This window comes from Nocardia sienata NBRC 100364 (assembly GCF_001613205.1).
In the GTDB taxonomy this organism is placed as follows: domain Bacteria; phylum Actinomycetota; class Actinomycetes; order Mycobacteriales; family Mycobacteriaceae; genus Nocardia; species Nocardia sienata.
This window is the reverse complement of the sequence record NZ_BDBX01000003.1, coordinates 279299-302412: the sequence shown is the minus strand read 5'-3', so window position 1 is coordinate 302412 and position 23114 is coordinate 279299. Positions and strand designations below refer to the sequence as shown.

At 69.4% G+C, this 23114-nt stretch carries 23 protein-coding genes; 12 read left to right on the top strand and 11 right to left on the bottom strand.

The genetic code is table 11. From position 1 onward, the window contains the following. The first annotated feature begins 105 nt into the window (after positions 1-105). Both NS4_RS02490 and NS4_RS02485 read left to right on the top strand, forming a co-directional pair. Positions 106-1311, top strand: coding sequence for a sensor histidine kinase (locus NS4_RS02490; RefSeq protein WP_063057794.1), 1206 nt, complete (start codon positions 106-108; stop codon positions 1309-1311). Next, positions 1308-1943 carry a response regulator gene (locus NS4_RS02485; protein WP_063057793.1) on the top strand — a complete coding sequence of 212 codons (636 nt, stop codon included), beginning with the start codon at positions 1308-1310 and terminating at the stop codon, positions 1941-1943. The genes NS4_RS02490 and NS4_RS02485 overlap by 4 nt, the downstream gene beginning before the upstream one ends. Before the next feature lie 12 nt (positions 1944-1955). Here the strand turns inward: NS4_RS02485 and NS4_RS02480 are convergent, their stop codons facing one another. Continuing rightward, positions 1956-2615: a class I SAM-dependent methyltransferase gene (locus NS4_RS02480; protein ID WP_157105851.1), complete on the bottom strand. Its 660-nt coding sequence runs from the start codon at positions 2613-2615 to the stop codon at positions 1956-1958. A 185-nt stretch (positions 2616-2800) separates the two neighbouring features. Between NS4_RS02480 and NS4_RS02475 the strand changes: the two genes are divergently transcribed. Further along, complete coding sequence (locus tag NS4_RS02475) at positions 2801-3379, top strand: TetR/AcrR family transcriptional regulator (protein WP_063057792.1); 579 nt, start codon at positions 2801-2803, stop codon at positions 3377-3379. A 34-nt stretch (positions 3380-3413) separates the two neighbouring features. Here NS4_RS02475 and NS4_RS02470 read toward each other — a convergent pair whose 3' ends face one another. The 6 genes from NS4_RS02470 to NS4_RS02445 all read right to left on the bottom strand — a co-directional run bounded on the left by NS4_RS02470 (position 3414) and on the right by NS4_RS02445 (position 8825). Then, positions 3414-3977 (bottom strand): TetR/AcrR family transcriptional regulator, encoded by a 564-nt coding sequence (locus NS4_RS02470; protein WP_063057791.1) that lies wholly within the window; start codon positions 3975-3977, stop codon positions 3414-3416. 165 nt (positions 3978-4142) lie between these two features. Beyond that, on the bottom strand, positions 4143-5384 hold the full coding sequence (mshC, locus tag NS4_RS02465) for a cysteine--1-D-myo-inosityl 2-amino-2-deoxy-alpha-D-glucopyranoside ligase (RefSeq protein WP_063057790.1): 1242 nt from the start codon (positions 5382-5384) through the stop codon (positions 4143-4145). Positions 5385-5549: 165 nt separating this feature from the next. Next, on the bottom strand, positions 5550-6347 hold the full coding sequence (locus NS4_RS02460) for an SCO1664 family protein (RefSeq protein ID WP_063057789.1): 798 nt from the start codon (positions 6345-6347) through the stop codon (positions 5550-5552). Beyond that, positions 6344-6928 carry a DUF3090 domain-containing protein gene (locus tag NS4_RS02455; protein WP_063034928.1) on the bottom strand — a complete coding sequence of 195 codons (585 nt, stop codon included), beginning with the start codon at positions 6926-6928 and terminating at the stop codon, positions 6344-6346. Before NS4_RS02455 ends, NS4_RS02460 begins: the two co-directional genes overlap by 4 nt. A gap of 123 nt (positions 6929-7051) precedes the next feature. After that, positions 7052-7753 carry a histidine phosphatase family protein gene (locus NS4_RS02450; RefSeq protein WP_063057788.1) on the bottom strand — a complete coding sequence of 234 codons (702 nt, stop codon included), beginning with the start codon at positions 7751-7753 and terminating at the stop codon, positions 7052-7054. 136 nt (positions 7754-7889) lie between these two features. Beyond that, positions 7890-8825 carry an undecaprenyl-diphosphate phosphatase gene (locus NS4_RS02445; protein WP_063057787.1) on the bottom strand — a complete coding sequence of 312 codons (936 nt, stop codon included), beginning with the start codon at positions 8823-8825 and terminating at the stop codon, positions 7890-7892. Between the two features lie 258 nt (positions 8826-9083). Between NS4_RS02445 and NS4_RS02440 the strand changes: the two genes are divergently transcribed. From NS4_RS02440 to NS4_RS02425, 4 genes are all read left to right on the top strand, one after another. Next, positions 9084-10058 (top strand): aldo/keto reductase, encoded by a 975-nt coding sequence (locus NS4_RS02440; RefSeq protein WP_063057786.1) that lies wholly within the window; start codon positions 9084-9086, stop codon positions 10056-10058. Between the two features lie 51 nt (positions 10059-10109). Beyond that, a complete protein-coding gene (locus NS4_RS02435; protein WP_063057785.1) occupies positions 10110-11147 on the top strand; it encodes a heme/hemin ABC transporter substrate-binding protein in 1038 nt (345 codons plus the stop codon). A gap of 70 nt (positions 11148-11217) precedes the next feature. Beyond that, positions 11218-12300: a FecCD family ABC transporter permease gene (locus NS4_RS02430; RefSeq protein ID WP_063057784.1), complete on the top strand. Its 1083-nt coding sequence runs from the start codon at positions 11218-11220 to the stop codon at positions 12298-12300. Next, on the top strand, positions 12297-13178 hold the full coding sequence (locus NS4_RS02425) for a heme ABC transporter ATP-binding protein (RefSeq protein ID WP_084486552.1): 882 nt from the start codon (positions 12297-12299) through the stop codon (positions 13176-13178). Before NS4_RS02430 ends, NS4_RS02425 begins: the two co-directional genes overlap by 4 nt. 4 nt (positions 13179-13182) lie before the next feature. Here the strand turns inward: NS4_RS02425 and NS4_RS02420 are convergent, their stop codons facing one another. From NS4_RS02420 to NS4_RS02410, 3 genes are read right to left on the bottom strand one after another with little or no spacing between them, the layout of a single operon-like run. Then, the gene (locus NS4_RS02420) at positions 13183-15303 is read right to left on the bottom strand and encodes an MMPL family transporter (protein WP_063057783.1); all 2121 of its coding nucleotides are present in this window, start codon (positions 15301-15303) and stop codon (positions 13183-13185) included. A 17-nt stretch (positions 15304-15320) separates the two neighbouring features. Next, the gene (locus tag NS4_RS02415; RefSeq protein WP_063057782.1) at positions 15321-15881 is read right to left on the bottom strand and encodes a WKL family lipoprotein; all 561 of its coding nucleotides are present in this window, start codon (positions 15879-15881) and stop codon (positions 15321-15323) included. 20 nt (positions 15882-15901) lie between these two features. After that, on the bottom strand, positions 15902-16252 hold the full coding sequence (locus NS4_RS02410; protein ID WP_063057781.1) for a hypothetical protein: 351 nt from the start codon (positions 16250-16252) through the stop codon (positions 15902-15904). 125 nt (positions 16253-16377) lie between these two features. Between NS4_RS02410 and NS4_RS33610 the strand changes: the two genes are divergently transcribed. The 3 genes from NS4_RS33610 to NS4_RS02395 are packed head-to-tail and all read left to right on the top strand — an operon-like array spanning position 16378 to position 18793. Then, positions 16378-17445 (top strand): hypothetical protein, encoded by a 1068-nt coding sequence (locus NS4_RS33610; RefSeq protein WP_063057780.1) that lies wholly within the window; start codon positions 16378-16380, stop codon positions 17443-17445. Then, entirely contained in the window at positions 17445-17711 is a 267-nt protein-coding gene (locus tag NS4_RS02400) for a DUF5703 family protein (protein ID WP_063057779.1), read from the top strand. The genes NS4_RS33610 and NS4_RS02400 overlap by 1 nt, the downstream gene beginning before the upstream one ends. Before the next feature lie 5 nt (positions 17712-17716). After that, complete coding sequence (locus tag NS4_RS02395) at positions 17717-18793, top strand: quinone-dependent dihydroorotate dehydrogenase (protein WP_063057927.1); 1077 nt, start codon at positions 17717-17719, stop codon at positions 18791-18793. 13 nt (positions 18794-18806) lie between these two features. Here NS4_RS02395 and NS4_RS02390 read toward each other — a convergent pair whose 3' ends face one another. Then, the gene (locus NS4_RS02390; RefSeq protein WP_174552056.1) at positions 18807-19187 is read right to left on the bottom strand and encodes a hypothetical protein; all 381 of its coding nucleotides are present in this window, start codon (positions 19185-19187) and stop codon (positions 18807-18809) included. 366 nt (positions 19188-19553) lie between these two features. Here NS4_RS02390 and NS4_RS02385 point away from each other — a divergent pair, with 366 nt between their 5' ends. Both NS4_RS02385 and NS4_RS02380 read left to right on the top strand, forming a co-directional pair. Beyond that, on the top strand, positions 19554-21053 hold the full coding sequence (locus tag NS4_RS02385; RefSeq protein ID WP_063057778.1) for a carbohydrate kinase family protein: 1500 nt from the start codon (positions 19554-19556) through the stop codon (positions 21051-21053). A 224-nt stretch (positions 21054-21277) separates the two neighbouring features. Next, positions 21278-23107, top strand: coding sequence for an AMP-dependent synthetase/ligase (locus NS4_RS02380; RefSeq protein ID WP_063057777.1), 1830 nt, complete (start codon positions 21278-21280; stop codon positions 23105-23107). Positions 23108-23114 lie beyond the last annotated feature (7 nt).

Here is a 23114-nt window from a genome sequence, read left to right as displayed (position 1 = left end):
CGCACATCTGCCCCGGGACGGAGAACGACCGGCCCGAAGGCGCAGCGGCGGTTCCTACTTTCGACAGAGGCAGCCCCGCACGCTGCTGCTTAGGCTGGGGGGACCGTGAACACCACCCTTACATTCACCCCCAGAGCCCTGGCCTGGTCCCTGCACCTGCTGGTCCTGGCGCTGCTCGTACTCGCGGTGGGGCGGGCGGTCGCCGGCCACCATCCACACGCCGGTGCGGTCGCGGCGGCGGCCACGGCATGCGGGCTCGTGTACGCGAGCGGATCGGTGCTGCCCGCCGTGCGCGGCTCCGGGCGAGCCGCGGCGGTATGGCTGGCCGTCCTGGTCTGCGCCTGGCTCGCCTTGCTCGTGATATCCGCCGACGGGGTCTGGGTCGCCTTCCCGCTGTACTTCCTCCAACTGCATCTGCTGCGACGACGCGCCGGAATCGCCGCCGTCGCGTTCACCGCCGTGGTAGCCGTAATCGGCTTCGCCGCCCACCAGAGCACGTTCGCCGCGCCGATGGCCATCGGCCCGGCACTCGGCGCGGCAGTGGCCGTCGCAGTGGTCCGTGGGTATCAGGCGCTCTATCGCGAAAGCGAGCAGCGCCGGCGGCTGATCGAGGAACTCACCACCACCCGCGCCGAACTCGCGGCCGCGGAACACGCTGCCGGGGTGCTGGCCGAGCGGGAGCGGCTGGCCCGCGAGATCCACGACACCCTGGCTCAGGGCCTGACCAGTATCCAGCTGCTCCTGGGCGCCGCCGAGCGGGTGCTGCCCGGGGCACCGGACAGCGCGCTGCGCTATGTCGGCCAAGCTCGCCGGACCGCGGTCGACGACCTCGCCGAAGCACGCCGGTTCGTCGCCGCCCTCACCCCACCCGCGCTGGAGGGAGCCTCTTTGGCGGATGCACTCGAACGCCTCTGCGCCGCCACCGGCGCCCGTCACGGGATCACCGCCCGCTTTCACCGCGACGAGAACCCGGTCCCGATGCCGACCTCCTACGAGGTCGCCTTGCTACGAATCGCCCAGTCCGCGCTGGCGAACACCGTCCGCCACGCGGCCGCGGCGAGCGCCGATGTCATCCTGCGATATCTCGGGGACCGGGTCGTCCTCTCCATCGCCGACGACGGGTGCGGATTCGACCCCGCCGGCTCGACCGCGACCGGAGCCGGCGGCGGCTTCGGGCTCGCGTCGATGCGCGATCGCGTCCGCGTGCTCGGCGGGGAGCTGACCGTCGAATCCGCGCTGGGAGAAGGCACCACACTGACCGCCCGGCTTCCCCTCGGTCCGCCACGCACCGGAGTCGAGGCGTCCGCGTGACGGGGACCCGGATCCGGCTGTTGCTTGCCGATGATCACCCGGTTGTCCGGGCGGGGTTGCGCGCCGTGCTCGAGACCGAATCCGGCGTGACGGTGGTGGCCGAGGCCGCCACCGCCGAGGAGGCGGTCGGCCGCGCGGGCGCCGGCGATATCGATGTCGTGCTGATGGACCTACAGTTCGGTGCGGGCATGAACGGCGCCGAGGCCACTGCCCGGATCACCGCACGGTCCGGAGGGCCGCGGGTGCTCATCGTGACGACTTTCGATTCCGAAGCCCATATTCTGCCGGCGATCGAAGCCGGAGCCACCGGATACGTCCTCAAGGACGCCCGGCCCGAAGACCTGGTGGCAGCTGTACGGACCGCCGCCGCCGGACGCACCGCACTGGCCCCCGCTGTCGCCGACCGGCTGCTGAACCGGTTGCGCACGCCGGGGGCCACACTGACCCGTCGTGAAACCGAGGTCCTCACCCTGGTCGCCGCCGGCCTGTCCAACCGAGCGATCGGCGCGGACCTCCACCTCACCGAGGGAACCGTGAAATCCCATCTGGCGCGGATCTACACCAAGCTCGGTGTCGATTCCCGTACGGCCGCCGTTGCGGCGGCCACCGAAGCGGGCCTGATCCGGCGGTGAAACCCACGGGTGTCAGGAGGGTGCGCCCGCGCGGACACGCTCCAGTACACGGAGCGAATCGGTGACCGAGACCTCCCGGAATTCGCCGCTGTTGATCGCCCGCCGATAGATACCGTAGGGGGCCTGGCCACCGTCTGCGGGATCGGGGAAGACATCGTGGATGGCCAGTCCGCCCCCGGGGACCACCCACTTGACCCAGCCGCGGTAGTCCCGGTCGGCAGCTTCTTCGGTATGGCCGCCGTCGATGAACAAAAAATTGATCGGGGTCCGCCAGGTGGCGGCCACGCGCGCGGAGCTGCCGACGATCGCGATGACGGTATCGGACAAGCCTGCGGTGTCGATGGTGTGCCGGAATCGCGGCAGGGTGTCGAACAGGCCGGTGACCGGGTCGACCAGCGAGGTGTCGTGGTACTCCCAGCCGGGCTGGTGTTCCTCGGAGCCGTGGTGGTGGTCGACGGTGAACACCACCCCGCCCTGCGCGCGGGCGGCGGCGCCGAGCAGGACGGCCGACTTCCCGCAGTAGGTGCCGATCTCGGTGATCACCCCGCCGTGGCAGTACTTCACGGCCGCGGCGTACAGCGCGCGGCCCTCCGCCTCCGGCATGAACCCGGTGGCCCGGCGGGCATGATCGAACAGCTGTTCGTCGGTCAGCGGGGACGGCGATACGGGCATCGAGCCTCCTTCGGAGCAGGTACGTACAGGCCGCGGAGGCCGCAGCGAAGGCGGCGGTAACGCATCATCGGCGGGCGGAGTTCGCTTCTGAACAGCGGCGCCACGGCGGTGAACGACATTACTTCACCGGCTGTGGACTGGGCGGAAGTTGATCCGGCACTCCACCGACACTACTATCTAGACACATGTCCGAAGGCGATTCCAGAATTCTCGAGGCCACTCGGCGGCGCTTGAGCGGCAAGCAGGCGGACACCGTGGACAAACTCACCAGAGCCGCGATGGAAGTGCTGTCCCGCGAAGGTTTCGCCGGACTAACCATCCGCATGGTCGCCACCGCAGCCGGTGTGGGCACCGCGACCGCCTACACGTACTTCTCCTCGAAGGAGCATCTGGTCGCGGAGATCTTCTGGCGCCGGATCCGGTCCTCGCAGAGCCCGGTCAGCCACGACGCCGACCCCACCGTGCGGGTACTGGCCGAACTGCGCGGTATCGCTTTGCTGGTGGCCGACGAACAGGAACTGTCGGGGGCGGTGACGAGTGCGCTGCTGGGCCGCGATCCCGACGTCCAGCATCTGCGGACCCGGATAGGTATGGAGATCCGGCAGCGCATCACCCGGGCCCTCGCACCCGAAGCCGACCCCGAAACGGTGGAATCACTGGAACTGCTGTACGCAGGGGCCCTGGTGCGCGCGGGTATGGGTTACGAGTCCTACGCCGATATCGCCGACCGGCTGGAGAAAGCGGCGCTGCTGGTCCTGAAATGACCTCGGGTGAGCCGGAAACCGGTACCGGGGCGCGCTAGCCGTTCACGGCCGGCCGGCGGACATGGGAGTAGACCAGCCGCGCGTACTCACCGAGAAGTTCGTCCAGGCACACCTGCTGGCCGGCGGCCACCATCTGCTGATATCCGATCAGCAGGGCCATCCCGAGTTCGGTGTCGACGGCGGCGATCCGCTCGTCGCCCACCACACTCGCGATCGTCTTGCGCACGGTGCGGCGCCGGGATTCGTCGACCCGCTTGAGCGCCACCCCCACCGCTTCGTCGTTGGCCGCCCAGGCCCGGATCGCCGCCTCCGCCCGATGGTGCAGGCCCAGGGTCAGATCCGACAGGGCCCGGATCGCCTCATCGGGTGTGGACGGATCGAAATTCAGGGTACGCAGGATCAGCACCTGCCGGTTCTCCCAATGTTCCAGCAGCGCATCCACATACGACTGCCAGCTCCCGAAATGGTGATAGAACGATCCGCTGGTCACCCCGAGCCGCCGGCACAGCACGCCGATATTGAGGTGCCGGAAACCGAGTTCGGACAGAACCTCCAGGCCGGTGTCGAAGTAGTTGTCCTTACTGACGATACGAGACATGCGGCGCCGATCTCTTCGGTGAACGGGTTGGGATTTCGAGCATCGAACAGTACCCCATGCGCGACCCCGCCCGGCCGAGAGTGGTGAAAGGTCACCGCCTGCGCGGCCGGTCCACCGTCGTAGTAGAGACTGTGCGCGCGAAGCCGAGCGCTCGCCACGCCCCGGTCAGCGCAGGCGTACGCCCAGTAGCGCGTCCACCGCCGCGGCGATATCCGCGCCCGCGGCCGGGTCGGCGCCACCGTACGCGAGAGCGTCGCGCGCCCAGGCGTCGAGAGCCGCGAGCGCCGCCGGGGTATTCAGATCGTCGGCGAGATGGGTGCGCAGCCGGGCGACGGTATCGGCGGCCGGCGGCGCGGCGGCCACCGCGGCGGCCTGCCGCCAGTAACGCAGCCGCGCCTCGGCCTCGGTGAGCGCGCTGTCGGTCCACATCCGGTCCGCGCGATAGTGGCCGGCGAACAAACCCAGCCGGATCACCCCCGGATCCACGCCCTGGGCCCGCAATTTCGATACCAGGACCAGATTGCCCTTGGATTTCGACATCTTCTCCCCGTCCAGCCCGATCATGCCGGTGTGCACGTAGTGCCGGGCGAAGCGCCGTCCCGCGGCCAATGCCTCACCGTGGGCGGCGGAGTATTCGTGATGGGGATAGATCAGATCGCTGCCGCCGCCCTGGATGTCGAATTCGGTACCCAGCCGGTTCACCGCGATCGCCGCGCATTCGATATGCCAGCCGGGCCGGCCCGGCCCGAACGGCGACGGCCATGACGGCTCACCGGGGCGTTCGGCCCGCCACAGCAGGGCGTCCAGCGGATCACGCTTGCCCGGCCGGTCCGGGTCACCGCCGCGTTCGGAGAACAGGCGTTCCATGGTGGCGCGGTCATAGCCCGATTCGTACCCGAACTGCTCGGTGGCGTCGGTACGGAAATAGACATCGGGGTACTGCTCGTCCTCGACGGTGTAGGCGGCACCGGAGGCCAGCAATTTACCGACCAGCTCGACGACCTCCTCCACCGATTCGATCGCGCCCACGTAATCCCGCGGCGGCAGCACCCGCAGCGCCGCCATATCCGCACGGAACAATTCGATCTCGCCGGTACCCAGGTCCCGCCAGTCCACCCCGTCCCGGTTCGCCCGCTCGAACAGCGGATCGTCGACATCGGTGACGTTCTGCACGTAGTGCACCTCGCGACCGGCGTCGCGCAATACCCGGTTCACCAGATCGAAGGTCAGATACGTGGCCGCGTGACCGAGATGAGTGGCGTCGTACGGGGTGATCCCGCACACGTACATAGTGGCCGTATTGCCCGGGGTCACCGGGCGGATACAGGAATCGGCGGTGTCGTGCAACCGCAACGGGGGCCCTGTTCCGGGGACCGCGGGGATCGGGGTGTCGGACCAGGACTGCATGCCTTCGAGAGTAGAGGTCGCGACACGCCACCTCCCGCCCACCCCGCCGCGTGCGCCGCGATCATGATCGTCGGTGGCACCCGGACCTGCGTGAACGACGCCATCGGGAGAAGGCAACCGTTGGCTTCAGACAGAACGAATCCGGCGCCGACGCCGGTCACCGGATCAAAAAGCGGGCCACGGAATGGGACGTGAGGTCTCGGGGAAGGGCAGCACCGGCTCGTCGAGCAGGCGCTTCGCCCGGCGCAGCAGGGCGTCGATCTCGGGGTCGGTGAGATGGTCGGCCAGGCGGTCGGCGAGCTCGCCGGGCAGGGTTTCGGTGAACGCGGCGATATCGGCGAGCAGTTCCGCCGGAATCGGCTCCCCGGCCCACCCCCACAGCACCGTGCGCAGTTTGTTCTCCTGGTGCAGGCAGATCCCGTGGTCGACGCCGTACACCTCACCGGCGGCCGATTCCAGGGCATGCCCACCTTTGCGGTCGGCGTTGTTCAGCAGCACGTCGAGCACCGCCATCCGCCGCAACCGCGGATCGTCGGCATGCACCAGCGATACCTCGTCCCCCGCGCCGTCGTAGGCGCGCAGCACCTCCCGGAAACCGTCCGGCACCCTCTGCGGCGGGCACAGATCGATCAGGTCCAGCCGGGTGTTGTCCGGTTCCCGGGTGGTGATCCAGCGCTGGACCATTCCCGGCCCGTAGGGGCCGTCCCGTAACACCGTCTCCGGGATCACCGTCCAGCCCAGCGCATCGCAGATCAGATACGAGGCCACCTCGCGCCCGGCCAGGGTTCCGTCCGGGAAATCCCACAGGGGCTGCTCACCGCGGATCGGCTTGTACACCACCCGCAGATCGCCGTCGCCGGTGGCGAGATCACAGACCAGGGTCACATTGCTGGCAACACCCACCCGGCCCAGCACCGTCAGGTCACCCGCGCGCAGCGCGTCCACGGTGCCGGGCACGGTCATTCCTCCAGATCGTTCGCACCGAAAAGTTCACCGCGCTTGTACCCGTTGGTGCGCACACACATGTGCCCGCGCGCCGACAGCGGTTCCCCGCACAGCGGGCACGGCGGGCGCCCGGCCGCGATCACCCGGGTGGACCGCAACGCGAATTCGCGTGCCTGATCGGGGGTGAGGAACACCCGGACCGCGTCCGGGCCCTCGTCGGTATCGTCGAGGACCACCGATTCGTCGACCTCGGTCTCGGTGATCGCCAGCAGTTCGACGACCACTGCCCCGGCGTCGGCATCCCAGCCCAGCCCCATGGTGCCGACCCGGAACTCCGCATCGATCGGCGTGACCAGCGGCGCGTTGTCGTTGACCTGCTCGGCCTGCGGCGGCACCTCGGCACCGAATCGCCGCGCCACCTCGTCGAGCAGCAGACCCATCCGGTCGGCGAGAACCTTCACCTGCTGCTTTTCCAGCAGCACACTCACCACCCGGGGTTCCTCCACCGCCTGCAGGTAGAACGCGCGATCGCCCGGCTCACCGACAGTTCCGGCGACGAAACGTTCGGGGGTGCGGAAAACATGGATTGCTCGTGACACATGCACCTCCTGATACGTGACCCTGTTCGGCTGCGGTACCCCGCTGCGCCGTATTCCGGCGCGGACGCCGATTCGCCCGATGCCGCCGAGAGGTGGCGCGTTCGCCGGTATCGGGCATACCCATTATCCGTCTTTCCTTCCTGACCCGATCTCCCCACCGGGCACGGGCCCGGCCGCGCCGGACTCACCCTTCGGCGGGGGCGCCAGACCGGACAGGTCCGCACCGGTGTCGTTCATCCGCGTGACGAACGGCGCGGTGCGGGTGTAGCGGACAACGCTGAGCGAAGCGGGCTCGACCATGATTCGCTGGAATCCGTCGAGATGGATGCCGAGCGCGTCCGCGAGCACCGCCTTGATCACATCACCATGGGTACACGCCACCCACAGCTGGTCCCCGTCGTGCAGTTCGGCGAGGGCCCGATCGTGTTCGCGAATGGCCGACACCGCCCGTGCCTGCACCTGCGCCAGTCCCTCGCCGCCGGGGAACACCGCCGCGGAGGCATGCCGCTGCACCACCTGCCACAGCGGCTCCTGCAGCAGATCCTGGATCCGGCGACCTGTCCACTCGCCGTAGTCGACCTCGGCGAGGCGGTCGTCGACCACCGGTTCCAGGCCGAGCTCGGCGGCCAGCGGCGACACGGTGCGCTGACAGCGCAGCAGTGGAGAGGTGACGATCCGCGAAATCGGCAGGCCCGCGAGCCGGTCCGCGACGGTCCGGGCCTGTTCGCCACCGCGGTCGGTGAGTTCCACACCGGGACTGCGACCGGCGAGAGTGCCGCCGGTATTGGAGGTCGACACACCGTGTCGCAGCAGGATCACCGTCATGCGGCCAGCCTAATGGGCGCGGTCGGGCGGAGTTCATCCGCAAGACCGCGCACGGCCGGAACACTTCCGGGGCTGCGCCCGGCCGCAACCGCCGGGTACCCGCAACCGGCCGCCGCGGCAGCGTCGTCTGTATCGGTCATGTGGCCGAAACGACCCCGCCTGCGAGCAGACCGACGATCACGACACCGAGCACGATCCGGTAGCCGACGAACCAGTAGAACGAATGCTTGGCCACGAACCGCAGCAGCCACGCCACCGACGCGTAGCCCACCACGAACGACACCAGGGTCGCCACCAGCAGCTGGGCACCCGAGGCGTTGAGCCCCTCACCCGCGGGTTCGAAAGCGTCGGGGAGACTGAACAGTCCGGACGCGGTGACCGCCGGGATCGCCAGCAGGAACGAGAACCGCACCGCCGCCTCCCGTTTCAACCCGAGGAACAGGCCCGCGCTGGAGGTCGCGCCCGACCGGGAGACCCCGGGAATCAACGCCAGGCACTGCGCGAAACCCATCACCAGCCCGTCACGGGTGGTGAGTTGTTCCAGCGGCCGCTGTTTCGGGCCGAAGTGTTCGGCCGCCGCGATCACCAGCGCGAAAACGATCAGCATGATCGCCACCAGCCACAGGTTCCGGGCGCCGGTGCGGATCTGGTCTTTGAAGACCAGTCCCAGCACGCCGATCGGGATGGTGGCGATGATCACATACCAGCCCATCCGGTAATCGAGTTCGCGCTGCGCCTCGGCACCCGGGTCGTAACCGGCCGGACCCGTTCCGGTGACCACCGGGAGTTTCGTGGTGACCATCTCGCTGATCGGCACGTTCTCCCGGGACCGCGCGGTGAGCTTCTCGAATACCGTGGCGCACCACACCCGCACGATGCGCCAGATGTCCTTGGCGAAGAACAACAGCACCGCGGCCTCGGTCCCGAGCTGGGTCACCGCGGTGAACGACGCGCCGGCGTCTTCCCCGAAGAACAACGACGACACGATCCGTAGATGACCCGACGACGACACCGGCAGGAACTCCGTCAGACCCTGCACCAACCCGAGCACCAACGCCTGTACCCAGGTCATCGACTCGCCAACCACACATCCTCCTGTACAACGCCGAAAACCCGCTCCGCCTTCGGTCTTACGGCACCCCGGCCGGCATCCTGGCACGGCGACGACCGGCAGCGACCCTACAGTGCCCGCTCCGGGTCCCGCGCGGCGGCCGCTGCTGCGGCGGACACGCCGAGGCGACCGTTCGTCCCGGACCGCCACCGCGCGAACACGCTCTAGGCTGGGCGCCGTGAGGATTTGTCGAACCGTGCCGGACATGGAGACTCGGTGATGGAACAGCGCACCGTCGGCCGCAGCGGGCTGCGGGTTTCCCGGATCGGGCTGGCCACCCATACTTGGGGCACCCACACCGACCCCGATACCGCCGCCGCGCAACTGATCGCGTTCGCCGAATCCGGCGGCACCCTCGTCGATACCTCCCCCGCCTATGCCGGCGGGGCCGCGCAACGGATCCTCGCCGACCTTCTCGGCGATCTGGTGTCGCGCGACGAGCTCGTCCTGTGCGCGGGCGCGGGCCTGGTCCCATATTTTCCGTCGGTCCCCGCGGGTAGCGAACCGCCACCGCCGGGGCAGGCCCGGATCACGGTCGACTGCTCGCGCCGCAGCCTGCTGCGGCAGCTGGACCGCACGCTGCTGGAACTGGGCACCGACCATCTGGATCTCTGGCAGATCACCGCCTGGGACGCGAGCACCCCGCTCGACGAGATCGCCGCGACCCTGGAATACGCCATCACGTCCGGGCGCACCCGCTACGCCGGCGTCCGCGGCTTCACCGCCTGGCAGCTGGCCAGCCTGGCCGCGGTCAGCCCGGTCACCGCCGTGCAGACCCCGTACTCGCTGCTCACCCGCGGCGCCGAGGACGATACGGCGCCGGCCGCCGCGCACCACGGTGCCGGTCTGGTGGCCACCGCTCCCCTGGCCGGCGGCATCCTCACCGGGAAATACCGGGACGGTGTTCCGGCGGACTCCCGCGCCGCCGACGAAGCCACCGCCGCCGAGATCCGCGGCCGCCTCGACGACGACCGCGCCACCGCCGTCGTCGACGCGCTGGTCACCGCCGCGGACGGGCTGGCAACCTCCCCGCTGGCGGTCGCACTGGCGTGGGTGCGGGACCGGCCCGGGGTCGCGAGCATGCTCGTCGGTGCCCGCGATATGGGTCAGCTCACCGGGGTGCTGGCCGCCGAAACGCTGGAACTGCCGCGGGCGATCGCCGCCGCCCTCGACGATGTGAGTTCCACCCCGTAGCGCGGGGGCGGGCGAGCACCTGACACACCCGCACGGATTAGCCTTGCCTCCATGAGGTATCACCGGGTCCGCTCCGGACGGGCGCGCGCACTGCTGGCAGGCCTCGCGGTGGGCCTGCTCGTACTCACCGCCGCCTGTGACAGCCCCGAACCCGCCGGCGCCGCCACACAGCGGGGCCCTGCCACCGCGGTCCTCGACGACCTGGACCCGGTACCGATCACTCCGCCGCCCACCCCGGTACTGCCCGCCACCGTCCGCTCCTTCGACGGCACCGATGTCACGGTCACCGACGCGAGCCGGATCGTCGCCGCCGATCGGTACGGCACCCTCGCCCAGATCGTCTGGGCACTGGGTCTCGGCGAGAACATGGTGGGCCGCAGCACCGCGGCGGCGTTCCCCGCCGTCTCGCATCTGCCGAACGTCACCGGCGGCAACGGCGCGCTGAACGTGGAATCGATCCTGGCCTTACGGCCCAGTGTGTTCCTCACCGACACCACCAGCGCATCCCCGGCGGTCCGGGAACAGTTGCGCGCCACCGGGGTCACCGTGGTCTACTTCGACCCGGAACGCACCATGGCGGGGGTGGTGCCGCAGATCGAGGCGGTCGCCGCCGCCCTCGGTGTGCCCCAGCGCGGTCGAGAGCTCGGCCGCCGCACCAGCGACGAGATCGCGGCCGCCTCCGCCGCCGTACCGGCCCCGGATCCGCGGCTGCGGATCGCGTTCCTGTATCTGCGGTCCAGCGCCATCACCATGCTCGCCGGGCCCGGCTCCGGCGCCGACGCGCTCATCGCCGCGCTCGATGCCGAGGATGCCGGGCAGCAGGCCGGGCTGACCGAACCGTTCACCGCCATCACCAGCGAAGCCATGATCGCGGCCGCCCCGGATGTGCTGCTGGTCATGACCGACGGGATGAAATCGATCGGCGGAGTCGACGGTATCGTCCGGATCCCCGGGATCGCGCAGACACCGGCGGGCCGCAACAAGCGGATCGTCGATATGTCCGACGCGGTGCTGCTGTCGTTCGGGCCCAATACCGGCCGCGTCATCTCCGCACTGTCCGAGGCCGTGTACGGCCGGACCGGCGCATGAGCGAGTCGGGCCCGGAGGCGGCAGCGCAGCGTAACCACGGAGTGCCCTCGATCATGCCGGTGGATCCAGCATGACCGTCGCCCTGGAGAAACCACCCGCACACCCGGATGCCGGTCACCCACGCCGCCGCGCGGTCCTCGCCTTCACCGTCGCGGCCGTAGCGCTGGTGGTGCTGGCCCTGGCTTCCGCCGCCATCGGACAGGTCCCCACCACGCCCGCCGAGGTCGCCGGGAGTTTCGCACACCGGATCGGCCTGGACTGGGGTCCGCTGCCCGCCCACCCGGCCGGGGAGGTCACCCTGTGGGAGGTCCGGTTCCCCCGCGTGGTCCTGGCGATCCTGGTAGGCGCTGCCCTGGCCACCGCCGGGGCGCTGCTGCAGGGTGTGTTCGCCAATCCGCTCGCCGAACCCGGCGTCATCGGAGTGTCCTCGGGTGCGGCGGTGGGCGCCGGAACGGTGATCGTGTTCGGCGGAGCCTTCGTGGCCGCCTGGTCGGTCGCGGCGGCCGCGTTCGCCGCCGGACTGATCACCACCGCACTGGTGTACGTACTGTCTCGGGCGAACGGCCGAACCGAAGTGGTGACCCTGGTGCTCACCGGTGTCGCGATCAACGCATTCGCGGGCGGGCTCATCGCGTTCCTGTTGTTCGTCGCCTCGCCCGCGGCACGCGACCAGATCGTGTTCTGGCAGCTCGGCAGTCTCAACGGTGCCACCTGGGACGCGGTCACGGTCGTCGCGATCCTGACCGCCGCGGGGATTACCGCCGCGATCCTCGTCGCGCCCCGGCTGGATCTGCTCGCGCTCGGTGAATCCGCGGCACGCCATCTCGGTGTCGACGTGGAACGGCTACGGCGCACGGTGATCGTGATCGTCGCCGTGCTGACCACCGCGGGGGTGGCCTTCACCGGGATCATCCTGTTCGTCGGCCTGATCGTCCCGCACGTGGTGCGGATGATCATCGGCCCCGGCCACCGGGCCCTGGTGCCGGTGAGCGCGGTAACCGGCGCGGTGGTGCTGCTGAGTGCCGATGTCGCCGCCCGCTCCCTGGTCGACAACGCCGACCTACCGCTGGGCATGCTCACCTCGCTCATCGGCGCCCCGTTCTTCTTCTGGCTGCTACGCCGCACCCGGGCCCGGGCGGGAGGCTGGGCATGACCGCGGAAACCACCACCCTGCGCTACGGGCTCAGCGGGCTGCTGCGGCGCGGGCACGACCTGCCCGGCGCCCCGGAACCGGGCCGCGTCACGCTGCGCGCCCGGGGAGTCACGCTGGACCGGCACGGAGGCGGCGGCGGGACGCGGCGGGTACTCGACAGTGTCGATTTCGAGGTCGCCGCCGGTGAGGTCGTGGCGCTGGTCGGGCCCAACGGAGCCGGGAAATCGACGCTGCTCGCAGTACTCGCGGGAGAATTGGATCCCGGCGGAGGCAGCGTCGAACTCGACGGTCGCCCCCTCGACCGGTGGACACCCATCGATATGGCCCGTCGCCGCGCGGTACTACCGCAGTCGCATACGGTCGGGTTCCCGTTCAGCGCCGCCGAGGTGATCGCCATGGGGCGCGCGCCCTGGCAACGCACGCCGCACGCCGAGCGCGACGACGCGATCATCGCGGCCGCTATGGCCGCCACCGACAGCACCCACCTCGCCGGCCGGTCGTTCCCGAGCCTGTCCGGCGGGGAACGGGCCCGCGTCGCACTGGCCCGGGTGCTGGCCCAGGACACCGCGACCCTGCTACTGGACGAGCCGACAGCCGCCCTGGACCTGGGGCATCAGGAAGCCGTGCTCGCCCTCGCCGTGGACCGCGCCGCGGCCGGCGCCGCGGTGGTGGTCGTCCTGCACGATCTGGCGTCCGCCGCCGCCTACGCCGACCGTGTCGCGGTACTGGACGACGGACGCGTCGCCGCCGCCGGACCCCCGCGCGAGGTCCTGACCGGGGAGCTGCTCAGCCGCGTCTACCGGTACCCGGTCGAGGTCCTCGACCATCCGGGCACCGGTGCGCAACTGGTGCTGCCCGCCCGCCCGGCACGCGGCTGAGGCGTCACTGCGGCCGGGGGACGCGTGATCGCGGACGCCAGACGAGTTTGAGCACGGCCGGGGTCAGCAGCATCCGGATGACAGTCGCGTCCAGTATCAAGGCCGCGATCATGCCGTAGGCGATGTACTTCATCATCACCAGCTCCGAGAAACCGAACGCGCCCGTCACCACGATGAGGATCGCCGCCGCCGAGGTGATCACCCCACCGGTGTGCGCGATCCCGTACCGGATGGCCTCCGGTGGGTCGGCGCCCGCCGCCCGCGCCTCCACCACCCGCGACAGCAGGAACACCTCGTAGTCGGTCGACAGCCCGAACACCACGGTCACGATCAGCACCAGCACCGCGAACATCAACGGCCCCGGCGTGAAATCGAAGAACCGCGCCCCGTGACCCTCTACGAAGATCCAGGTCAGGATGCCGAGCGTGGCACCCAGGCTCAGCGCCGACATCACCACCGCCTTCACCGCCAGGATCAGCGACCGGAACGCCGCGTACATCAGCGCCAGCGCCGCGGCCGCCAGCAAGGCCGCCAGCAACGGCAACCCGTCGAGCAGGCCGTGGATACTGTCGCGTTCCAGCGCCGGCACGCCCGCCACCATCACCCGCACGCCGTCGGGCTCCTCGATACCGCGCAGCACCGCGATCGCGGTATCGGCGGCCCGGTCGTCGACGAGTCCCGCCTGCAGCACATTGATCCCGTCGCGGGTGGGTGCGGCAGGTTCGAACTGTCCCGTCAGCCCGGGTGTGGCATTGGCCTGCAGGCGGATATCGCTCAACTGGGACGCATCCGCGCCGGTCACGACCAGGCGCAGCGGTTCGGTCCGGAAACCCGGGAACAGCGCGTCGAACTGCTCCTGCGCCCTCCGCGCCGGGTTGTCCTGCGCCAGATATTTTTCGCTCAGGCCCCCGAACTCGATATGCCGGAACGGCACCATCAGCAGCAGCAGGCCCAGCACCACTGCGACGATCACCGCCCACGGCCGCGCCATCGACCACTGCGCCAGCCGGGAGAAGATCCCGCGATCGATCTCGGCCTCGGTATCGGCCCGCGCGAACCGCCGCCACTGCCACAGATCGATTCGCGGGCCGGCGATCGCCAGCATCGCCGGTAGCGCGGTCACCGACAGCACCGCCGCCAGCAGCACAGAACTGATTCCGCCGTAGGGAACCGACCGCAGCACACCGTTCGGAAAGATCAGCAGCGCGCCCAGGCTCACCGCGATGATCGCCGCCGAGAACAGAACCGTGCGACCCGCCGTGGCGACCGTGCGCGCCACCGCCTCCTCCGCACCGCGGCCCGCGGCCAGTTCCTCCCGGAACCGGGTGACCGTGAACAGACCGTAGTCGATCGCCAGGCCCAGACTCACCAGCGTCACCACGGCACTGGCGAAAACGTTCACCTCGATATAGCCGGTGAGCAGCCGCATGATGCCCTGGGTGCCCAGGATCGTCATTCCGCCGATCAGCACGGGTAGCAAGGCGGCCACCACTCCGCCGAACACGAAGTACAGCAGAATCGCCACCAGCGGCAGCGCGATCATCTCGGCCCGCCGGATATCGTCCTGCATACCGGTGTTGATGCCCTCCACCACCGGTTGCAGGCCGGCCAACTGCACCGTCGTACCGGCGGGCCCGGTGCCCGGCCCGTCGGCCGCCAGTTCGCCGACGATCGCCTGGTAGTTCTCGACGGTCGCCGAACCTTCGCCCCGCAGTCCGATACTGGCGAACGCGTGGGTGCGAGAATCATCGGCGAACTGCCCCGACAGCGCGCTGTCCCAGTAGCTGTCGATCCGCAGCACCCGGTCGGGATGATCGCGCAGCAGACCGGACAGCCGGTCGGTCACCGCCGACCGGACCTCCGGATCGTCCACGGTGCGCCCCGGCGGCGCGGTGTACAGGGCGATCACATCGCTGTCGGTATCACGGCCGAAAGTCGCGTCGGCCAGTTTCGAGGCCGCCACCGATTCGCTCGACTCGTCGAACCACCCCTCCTGGGTCAACCGGTCGGCGAGGTCCCGGCCGTACAGGCCCGATACCACCACAAGTGCCGCGAAGACCACGAGCACCGCGAGCCGGTGCCGGTACACGAAACGACCCCACGGATGGGTTTGCGACGTGTCCATCCGCGGGTGCCCGCCGCCTAACCGCACGCCGCGGTTCGGTAATCGGCCGAACGCAGGATTCCGCACAGATCGGTCCGCGACAGCTTCCAGGCGCCGTCGAGATAGATGAAATGCACCACGGTGGTGCGGACTGCGGTGCCGGAGCCGTCCTTGTCCAGTCGCAAGGTCGCGGTCACCGTACCGTCGTGGTTGTCGAACACGGGGTCGGTGACCCCGTACACCGCCCGCGGGTTGTCCTGGAGCGCCTTGTACATATCGGGGATGGCCTGCGCGAACGCCTCTCCGTCCTCGATCAGCGCGGTCCGCTCCGAATCCGGCAGCGCCGGGTCCAGCGCCCGTTTGATCTGCCCATCCAGTTCGGCGGCCGTAGGCAGCGAACGGGACGCGAGTTCCCGCGAGGTCGCCGCCGCGGACGAAGACAACGCGGCCTTCGCCGAGGAGCGCGCCGCCGCCACCGCCTCTTCGTCGACCCCGGATCCGCAGGCGGTCACCGAAACCGCTGCCACGAGCAGAATGGCGAGTGACATGAATCCGGCGCGCACCCCACGCACCAGCCGGAAAACAGATGTGTACCGCATCACGTCATGAATACCATCATTCACTGCATACCCTCGATCACCGACCCGATCCGGGCCAGCAACGCCCGCACGGTCGGAACATTACGGCCTCGCGGCGGAGGCTCGGCGGCAGGGAGCAGATCGCGCACCAACGCCACCACACTGCGAATGTCGTCCAAATCGGTATCGGTCACATGGGTTTCCGCAACGGCCACCACATCGTCGGGCCCGGGCACCTCCTCCGGATGGAGTTCGGGTCGATAGACCTCCAGGCGCAGCGTCGCCCGCACCGTGCGGAACGCGAACGACCGACCGTCACCGGTACGACCGAATCCGTGCGCGAACGGGCCCGTGGTCACCTCGTCGGCGGAAAAACCCGGCACCTCGTGCATCGTCAACTCCTGACCTCCGCACCGTCTGATCCGTACGTTAACCCGGCCCATACGGGAGCCCGGCTGCCGACACCCCACATACCCCGCTGCCACCACCGCCAACCCCGTCGTGATCAGATAATCGAATGCAGCATCGGTCGTTTCCGGACACAGAGCACCGGGTCCGGCGCCGGAGACCACGCGGTACCGTCGCCGCGATACTGCTCACCGCCACCGTCGCGCTAACCAGTTGTTCGGGCGACGGTGAGCCCGGCCCCGGCGACGTACCCACCCGCGAACCGGCCACACCGGCGGTCTCGCCGCCGGTCACCACCGCTCCCGCCGGGCGGGTCTACCCGGCCCCGACCGCGCTCACCGCTCTCGTCGGTGACCCGGGCAGCGGAAACCTCGCCGGGCTCGACCCCGCCGGGACCACACTCACCGTCTTCACCCCCGCCACCGAGCCGCCCACCGCCCATCAGGTGCGGCTACCGGACCCGGCCACCGCGATCGCCGCCGGCACCGCCGGAGAGATCCTCGCCGCCGCCGGTGGCGCGATCCTGCGCATCGACGCCGCGACCCGGGCCGTCGGCCGCATTCCCGTCGACGGCGAACTGCACAGTGTGCGCTCCCGCCCGGACGGCACCCTGATCGCCGGTACCGCCGACGGCCGGGTCCTGCTCCTCGACCGGGAGGGCCGCGTCCAGCAGACCGTGTCCGGTCTGGTGTCCGCCGACGCGATCGCGCTCACCGGTGACACCCTCGCCGTCCTGGACCGCCGCCAGACGCTGCTCACCGAGATAGCGGCCGGCGACGAGCGGCTCGGGCTCGCGCTGCGGGCGGGGGCCGGAGCCGCGAACCTGGTCGAAGCGTCCTACGGCCGGGTCGTGGTCACCGATCCCGACAGCGGCCAGCTGCTGGTGTTCACCACCGATCCACTCGTGCTACGTCAGCGCTACCCGGTAGGATCGTCGCCTTACGCACTCGCCTACGACCGGCGTTCTGACACCGTATGGGCGACGTGCACGCAGAGCAACGAGATCGTCGGCTACGACCTGTCGACGGGAACACCGCGCGAGGTGGGCCGATATCCGACGATCCGGCAGCCGAACGCGGTGACCGCCGACGACACGACCGGCGATCTCTACATCGGCTCCGCGACCGAACCGGGTCTGCAGCGCATCCCCGCGGACCAGCGCAAGAGAGGGCAGTGATGGCATCCACTCGACGTGCAGCGACCTCGCGCACCACGCTCCCGGCCACGTGGGAGACCAGTAGCGACGACTACGAGTACATACCGCTGCGCCTGCCCCCCGATGTCACCCGGGTCACCGCCTCGATGCGACTGGCGATCCAGGCCGAGTACGGCGGCTGGGAACTCTCCCGCGTCCGCGCCTACACCGACGGCAGCCGCCGCGTCCTGCTGCGCCGCCGCAAAACCGCACTGAACAGCCCCGCGGGGCACTCCGTGGAGCTATGAGCGTGCTGTATCGATTACTACTGCGGACCATGTTCCTGGTGCCGCCGGAGCGCATCCACCGCATCGTGTTCGGGGTGATCCGCGCGGCCACCGCCACCGCTCCCGCCCGGGCCCTGTTGCACCGGTTGTTCGGTGTGGACGATCCCATCCTGCGGACCACCGTGTTCGGAGTGGAGTTCGCCGCCCCGCTCGGGATGGCGGCCGGCTTCGACAAGGACGCGACCGGCGTCGACGCCTGGGGTGCGCTCGGCTTCGGGTTCGCCGAGATCGGGACCGTCACCGCAGCCGCCCAACCCGGAAACCCGCAACCGCGCCTGTTCCGGCTCCCCGACGACCGGGCCCTGATCAACCGGATGGGCTTCAACAACCACGGCGCCGCGGCCGCGGCCGCCCGGCTGCACGGGCGCAAGACGAGCGTGCCGATCGGCGCGAACATCGGCAAGACGAAGGTGGTCGATGCGGCCCACGCTGCCGAGGACTACGCCACCAGCGCTCGGCTGCTGGGCCCGCTCGCCGATTTCGTGGTCGTCAATGTCAGTTCGCCCAATACCCCGGGGCTGCGGGATCTGCAGGCCGTGGAATCACTGCGTCCGGTCCTGGCCGCTGTGCTCGACAGCGTGCGAGTGCCGGTACTGGTGAAGATCGCCCCCGACCTGTCCGACGAGGATATCGACGCGGCCGCCGACCTGGCGGTGGAACTCGGCGTGGCCGGCATCGTCGCCACCAACACCACCATCGGCCGCACCGGGCTCGCCAGCGACCCCGACAAGGTCGCCGCGATCGGGGCCGGTGGACTGTCCGGTCCCCCGGTCGCCGACCGCTCACTGGAGGTGCTGCGGCGGCTGTACGCCCGGGTCGGCGACCGGCTGGTGCTGGTCTCGGTGGGCGGGATCGAAACCCCCGAACAGGCGTGGGAACGGATTCTGGCCGGGGCTTCGCTCCTCCAGGGTTACACCGGTTTCATCTACGGCGGTCCGCTGTGGACTCGCAGCATCCACCGCGGTATCGCGGCGCGCCTGCGGGCCGGCGGTTATCGCAGTCTGGCCGACGCCGTGGGCGCCGGCCACACCGCGCACCGCTGAGCCGGCCGGGCACTCACGCGGCGGAGCCGCTGCGGAGGGCGCCGGGGCCGCCCCGATGCGGGACAGCGCCCGGTGGCAGCCGATCGTGCAGGAACTGCGACTCGAGCACCCGAGCCTCTACCCGGGCCGCCAGCAGCACGACCACCTGCTCCCACACCAGGCCGAGCAGTTCTACCGATTCGGCGGCCCGGGCCAGCGCCGTCTCGTCGTACACCAGCGCTGGATCGGAGAAAGTCTCGTCCACGGCCATACCCGCGTAGGCCTGCTCGAACGACAGATCGCGGCCGGGCAGCCAGCTCAGCCGCCACCACGAACCGTGCCGGGTCTGCACGCGTTCGGCGAATTCGGGGGAGATACCGCTGGTCATCAGCCAGTCGGTGATATGGATGGTCACAGCTGCCTCCTCAGGGGCTCGGCACCGAGACCGGGCCGGAGAAACGGCCGGCGCGGCATCGCTGCCGTCGGGGAATAGCGGATCGCGGGACGCTCAGCGCGTCTGCGCAGAGGACGGCTCGGGATCCGCGCTCACTCGATCCATACCTCGTCGGGCCTCGCCACGACGTCCGCCGACCAGGGATTTCCTCACTGCGATCACCAGGCCCTCCCGTCCTCCGGATCGAGGGAAAACTCTCTGTCAAGTCTGTCATTTGCCAGTCCGCCGGTCAATGTGAATGTCAAACGCCCCTTGCACTATGGTTATTGCCACCGGCGACGGTGCTGAAACCCCAGCGGGCGACGGACCAGCTGAAAGGCGTGCCACATGGTTCCTCACGACGACACGGCAATCGTCGCGATCCGCGATATCTTGACCCGGCTCTGCAAACGGTCCGGCCTCAGCTCCGAGCGGCTGCGGACAACCGAGATCGATATAAGTCCCCTTCTCGACCTTCCCGTGGTCAGGCGATACGCGGACGACCACGGGAGCACTCGGCTCCAGGCCGTCCTCCCGGTCGTACGCGAACACGCGCGCCGATTGCCGCCCACCCACCGTGTGATCACGGACGCCGAATTGTCGCTGGGCCTGCTGGCGGGAACAGACGACCCCGACCTCGATCGCGCAGCGCTCTACTCCCAGGATCTCGGCGCACGCCGCGAATATCTGTCGGCGCACTGGCGTCGGCTACACGAACTGGCGGCCGCCGACTCCATACCGCCGGCTCCCACTGTGCGCTCTCTGCGCGCGACCCCCGAACGCCGTGCTTTCACCGCCCTCGCCGCGTTACTGGTCACCGGGGCGGTTCACACCGACGATCGATACGGCCGTGTCCCCGCACGAGCGAGCATCGGGACCCTCACCGTTATCGGTGACGCGGTGATCGACCACGTATACCAGGTGGATACCATTCCCGACGCTCGCGGTTTCGCTCGTGGGCGTTTCACGGCGAACCCGGGCGGCAAGGGGCTCAATTGTGTCGTTGCTGCGGCGCGCCTGGGCATCGACGTCAGGTTCATCGCCTCTGTCGGCGATGACGAGGGCGGCCGGCGCATCCTCGATTACCTGCGATCCCAGAACATCGACACCTCGCTGGTGAAGGTCGTCCCGAAGGCTGCCACACCGATCACCGCCCTGATCGTGAATCGCACCGGCGTCACCGGCACAATCGCGTGCACTGACGACCGGATCCGGCTGACCGACACCGAACTCACTGCTCCGCTCGTCCGGTCCGCCCTCACCGATTCCGACGCGGTTCTCATCACTCTCGAGCCCCCGCTTCCGGTGATCGAACAGGCTCTGGGCACTGTCCAAGCCCTGGCCGACCGCCCACCGGTACTCGTCACCTCCGCGAAGGTCGACTCGCCACAGGTTCTCTACCGCTATCTGCCCTATGTGGACTATCTGATCGGTTCGCTTCGAGAACTCGATTACCTTGTTCCCGAAGTCCCTGCTCGCTCCGCGCCCCATATCGCGGAGCAGCTACGAATGCTCGGCGCCCGGGCCGTATGCGTAGTAGAAGAATTCGGATGCACGGTACGCTCCGACCGCCTCACACTCGACATCCCCCGCATGCAGGCCGCGGCACTCACGGATATCCCCGGCTCACGGTCCGCCTTCGTCGGCGCCCTCATCTATCGCCTGCTGTCGGTGGCCGGCGACCACGGAAGGCCGGACCCGCAGCGCCGTTTCGCGGATGAACACGACTTTGCCTGGGCCACCGCCGCCATGGTCGCAACGCAGGCCTTTGCCGGGGACATACCCGGCACGATGCCGACTGTCGACGAGGTGGATCGGATCATCCGGCTGACCGCCGAGAGCCACTGATCGGTAGCGGTGCATGCCGGTGAGTGCGAGGCGGGAAAGGTTCACCACCGCACATTCGGCTCGGGGGCGACTCCCCCGCGAATTCGTCGAAGTCGCGCACGCCGGCGAAGCCGCACCCGGACACCGAATGCTCGGTAACATAGTGATCCACATCACTGCCGCGGTGACCCGTCTAGGCGGTACCGGTGGTACCGGCCCGCGGCACCCAGCACCGGGATCGGACCATGACCACAGATATCGTCTACCGGCACCGCACGGGCGCCCTCGTCGACACCGTGCCCGCAGCCTTCCAGCAGACCATCACCCTGCGCCCCGACGCGGTCGCCCTCCGCACCGTCGGCGGCACCCAGCAGATCACCTGGCGTGAGTACGGCGAGCGGGTCCGGGTGATCGCCGCCGGATTGTCCGCACTCGGCCTCGGCCGCGGCGACACCCTCGGCGTTATGCTCACCAACCGGCCGGAATTCAACCTCGTCGACACCGCTGCACTGCACGTCGGCGCCACCCCGTTCTCCGTCTACAACACCTGCTCTCCGGAGCAGGTCGCGCACGCATTCACCAACGCCGAGAACAAAATCGTCGTCACCGAGCAGCAGTTCCTCGGCACCGTCCGCGCGGCCGGGATTCCGCTCGACCACATCGTCCTCGTCGACGGCCCCGCGGAAGGCACCACCACCCTTGCGGACCTGGAAGCCGCGCCGCACCCGGACTTCGACTTCGAGGCGGCGTGGCGGGCCGCCGAACCCGGCGACCTGGTCACCGTCATCTACACCTCCGGCACCACCGGCCCATCCAAGGGAGTCGAGCTCACCCACCGCAACGTGCTCGCCCAGATCATCGCGCTGAAAAGCGGTCCCATGGACGTCGGGCTCGACGACCGCGCCCTGTCCTATCTACCCGCCGCGCACGTCGCCGACCGCATTTCCGGACACGCCATCAACCTCGTCACCGGCATCCAGATCACCACCGTCGCCGACCCCCGCGAAATCGCCGCCGCACTACCGGACGCCCGGCCCACGGTGTTCTTCGGCGTACCCCGGGTCTGGCAGAAGATCAAAGGTGGCGTCGAGGCGAAGCTCGCCGCCGAAACCGGCGCCAAGAAGGCCATCGCGACGTGGGCCGTGGCCACCGGAATCGCCGCCGCCCGCGCCGATCTCGCCGGCACCGGCCGCAGCCCGCTGCTGAACCTGCAGCACCGCGTCGCCGAGAAACTGCTGCTCGGCAAAGTGCGCGCCGGCCTCGGCCTGGCGGACCTGCGCGTTGCGTCCTCGGGTGCCGCGCCCATTCCACCGGAAACGCTCGAATTCTTCCTGGGCCTCGGCTTCTGCGTCTCCGAGGTCTGGGGCATGTCGGAAACCAGCGGTGTCGCGACCTACACCGAACTGGACAAACCCCGTCCCGGCTCGGTGGGTCGTCCGGTCGACGGAGTCGAACTGCGTCTCGCCGACGACGGTGAAGTCCTGGTACGCGGAGATTTCGTCACCCACGGCTACCGCGGCATGCCCGAGAAAACTGCGGAGGCCCTCGATACGGAGGGTTGGTTGCACACCGGCGATGTCGGCGCCCTCGATCCCGACGGCTACCTCCGGATCATCGACCGCAAGAAGGAGATGATCATCAACGCGAGCGGCAAGAACATCGCCCCGAGCAATATCGAGAACGCCGTGAAAGCGGCCTCCTCGCTGGTGGGCCAGGTCGTCGCACTCGGCGAAGCCCAGCCCTACATCACCGCGCTCATCGTGCTCGACGCGGATATGGCCGCCGTACGCGCCAAGGATATCGACGCGGCAGCCGATATCGCGCAGCTGGCGCAACGACCCGAGATCATCGAGGACGTGCGGGCGGCGATCGCGGCCGGGAACACGAAACTGTCCCGAGCCGAACAGATCAAACGATTCACCATCGTCGATACTGTCTGGGAACCCGGCGGTGACGAACTCACCCCGAAAATGTCGCTCAAACGAGCACCGATCGCCACCAAGTACGCGGCACAGATCGAAGCGCTCTGCGCCGACTCACCGCCCGAGACCGTGATCGAGGTACAGGTCCGGTGAACGGCAG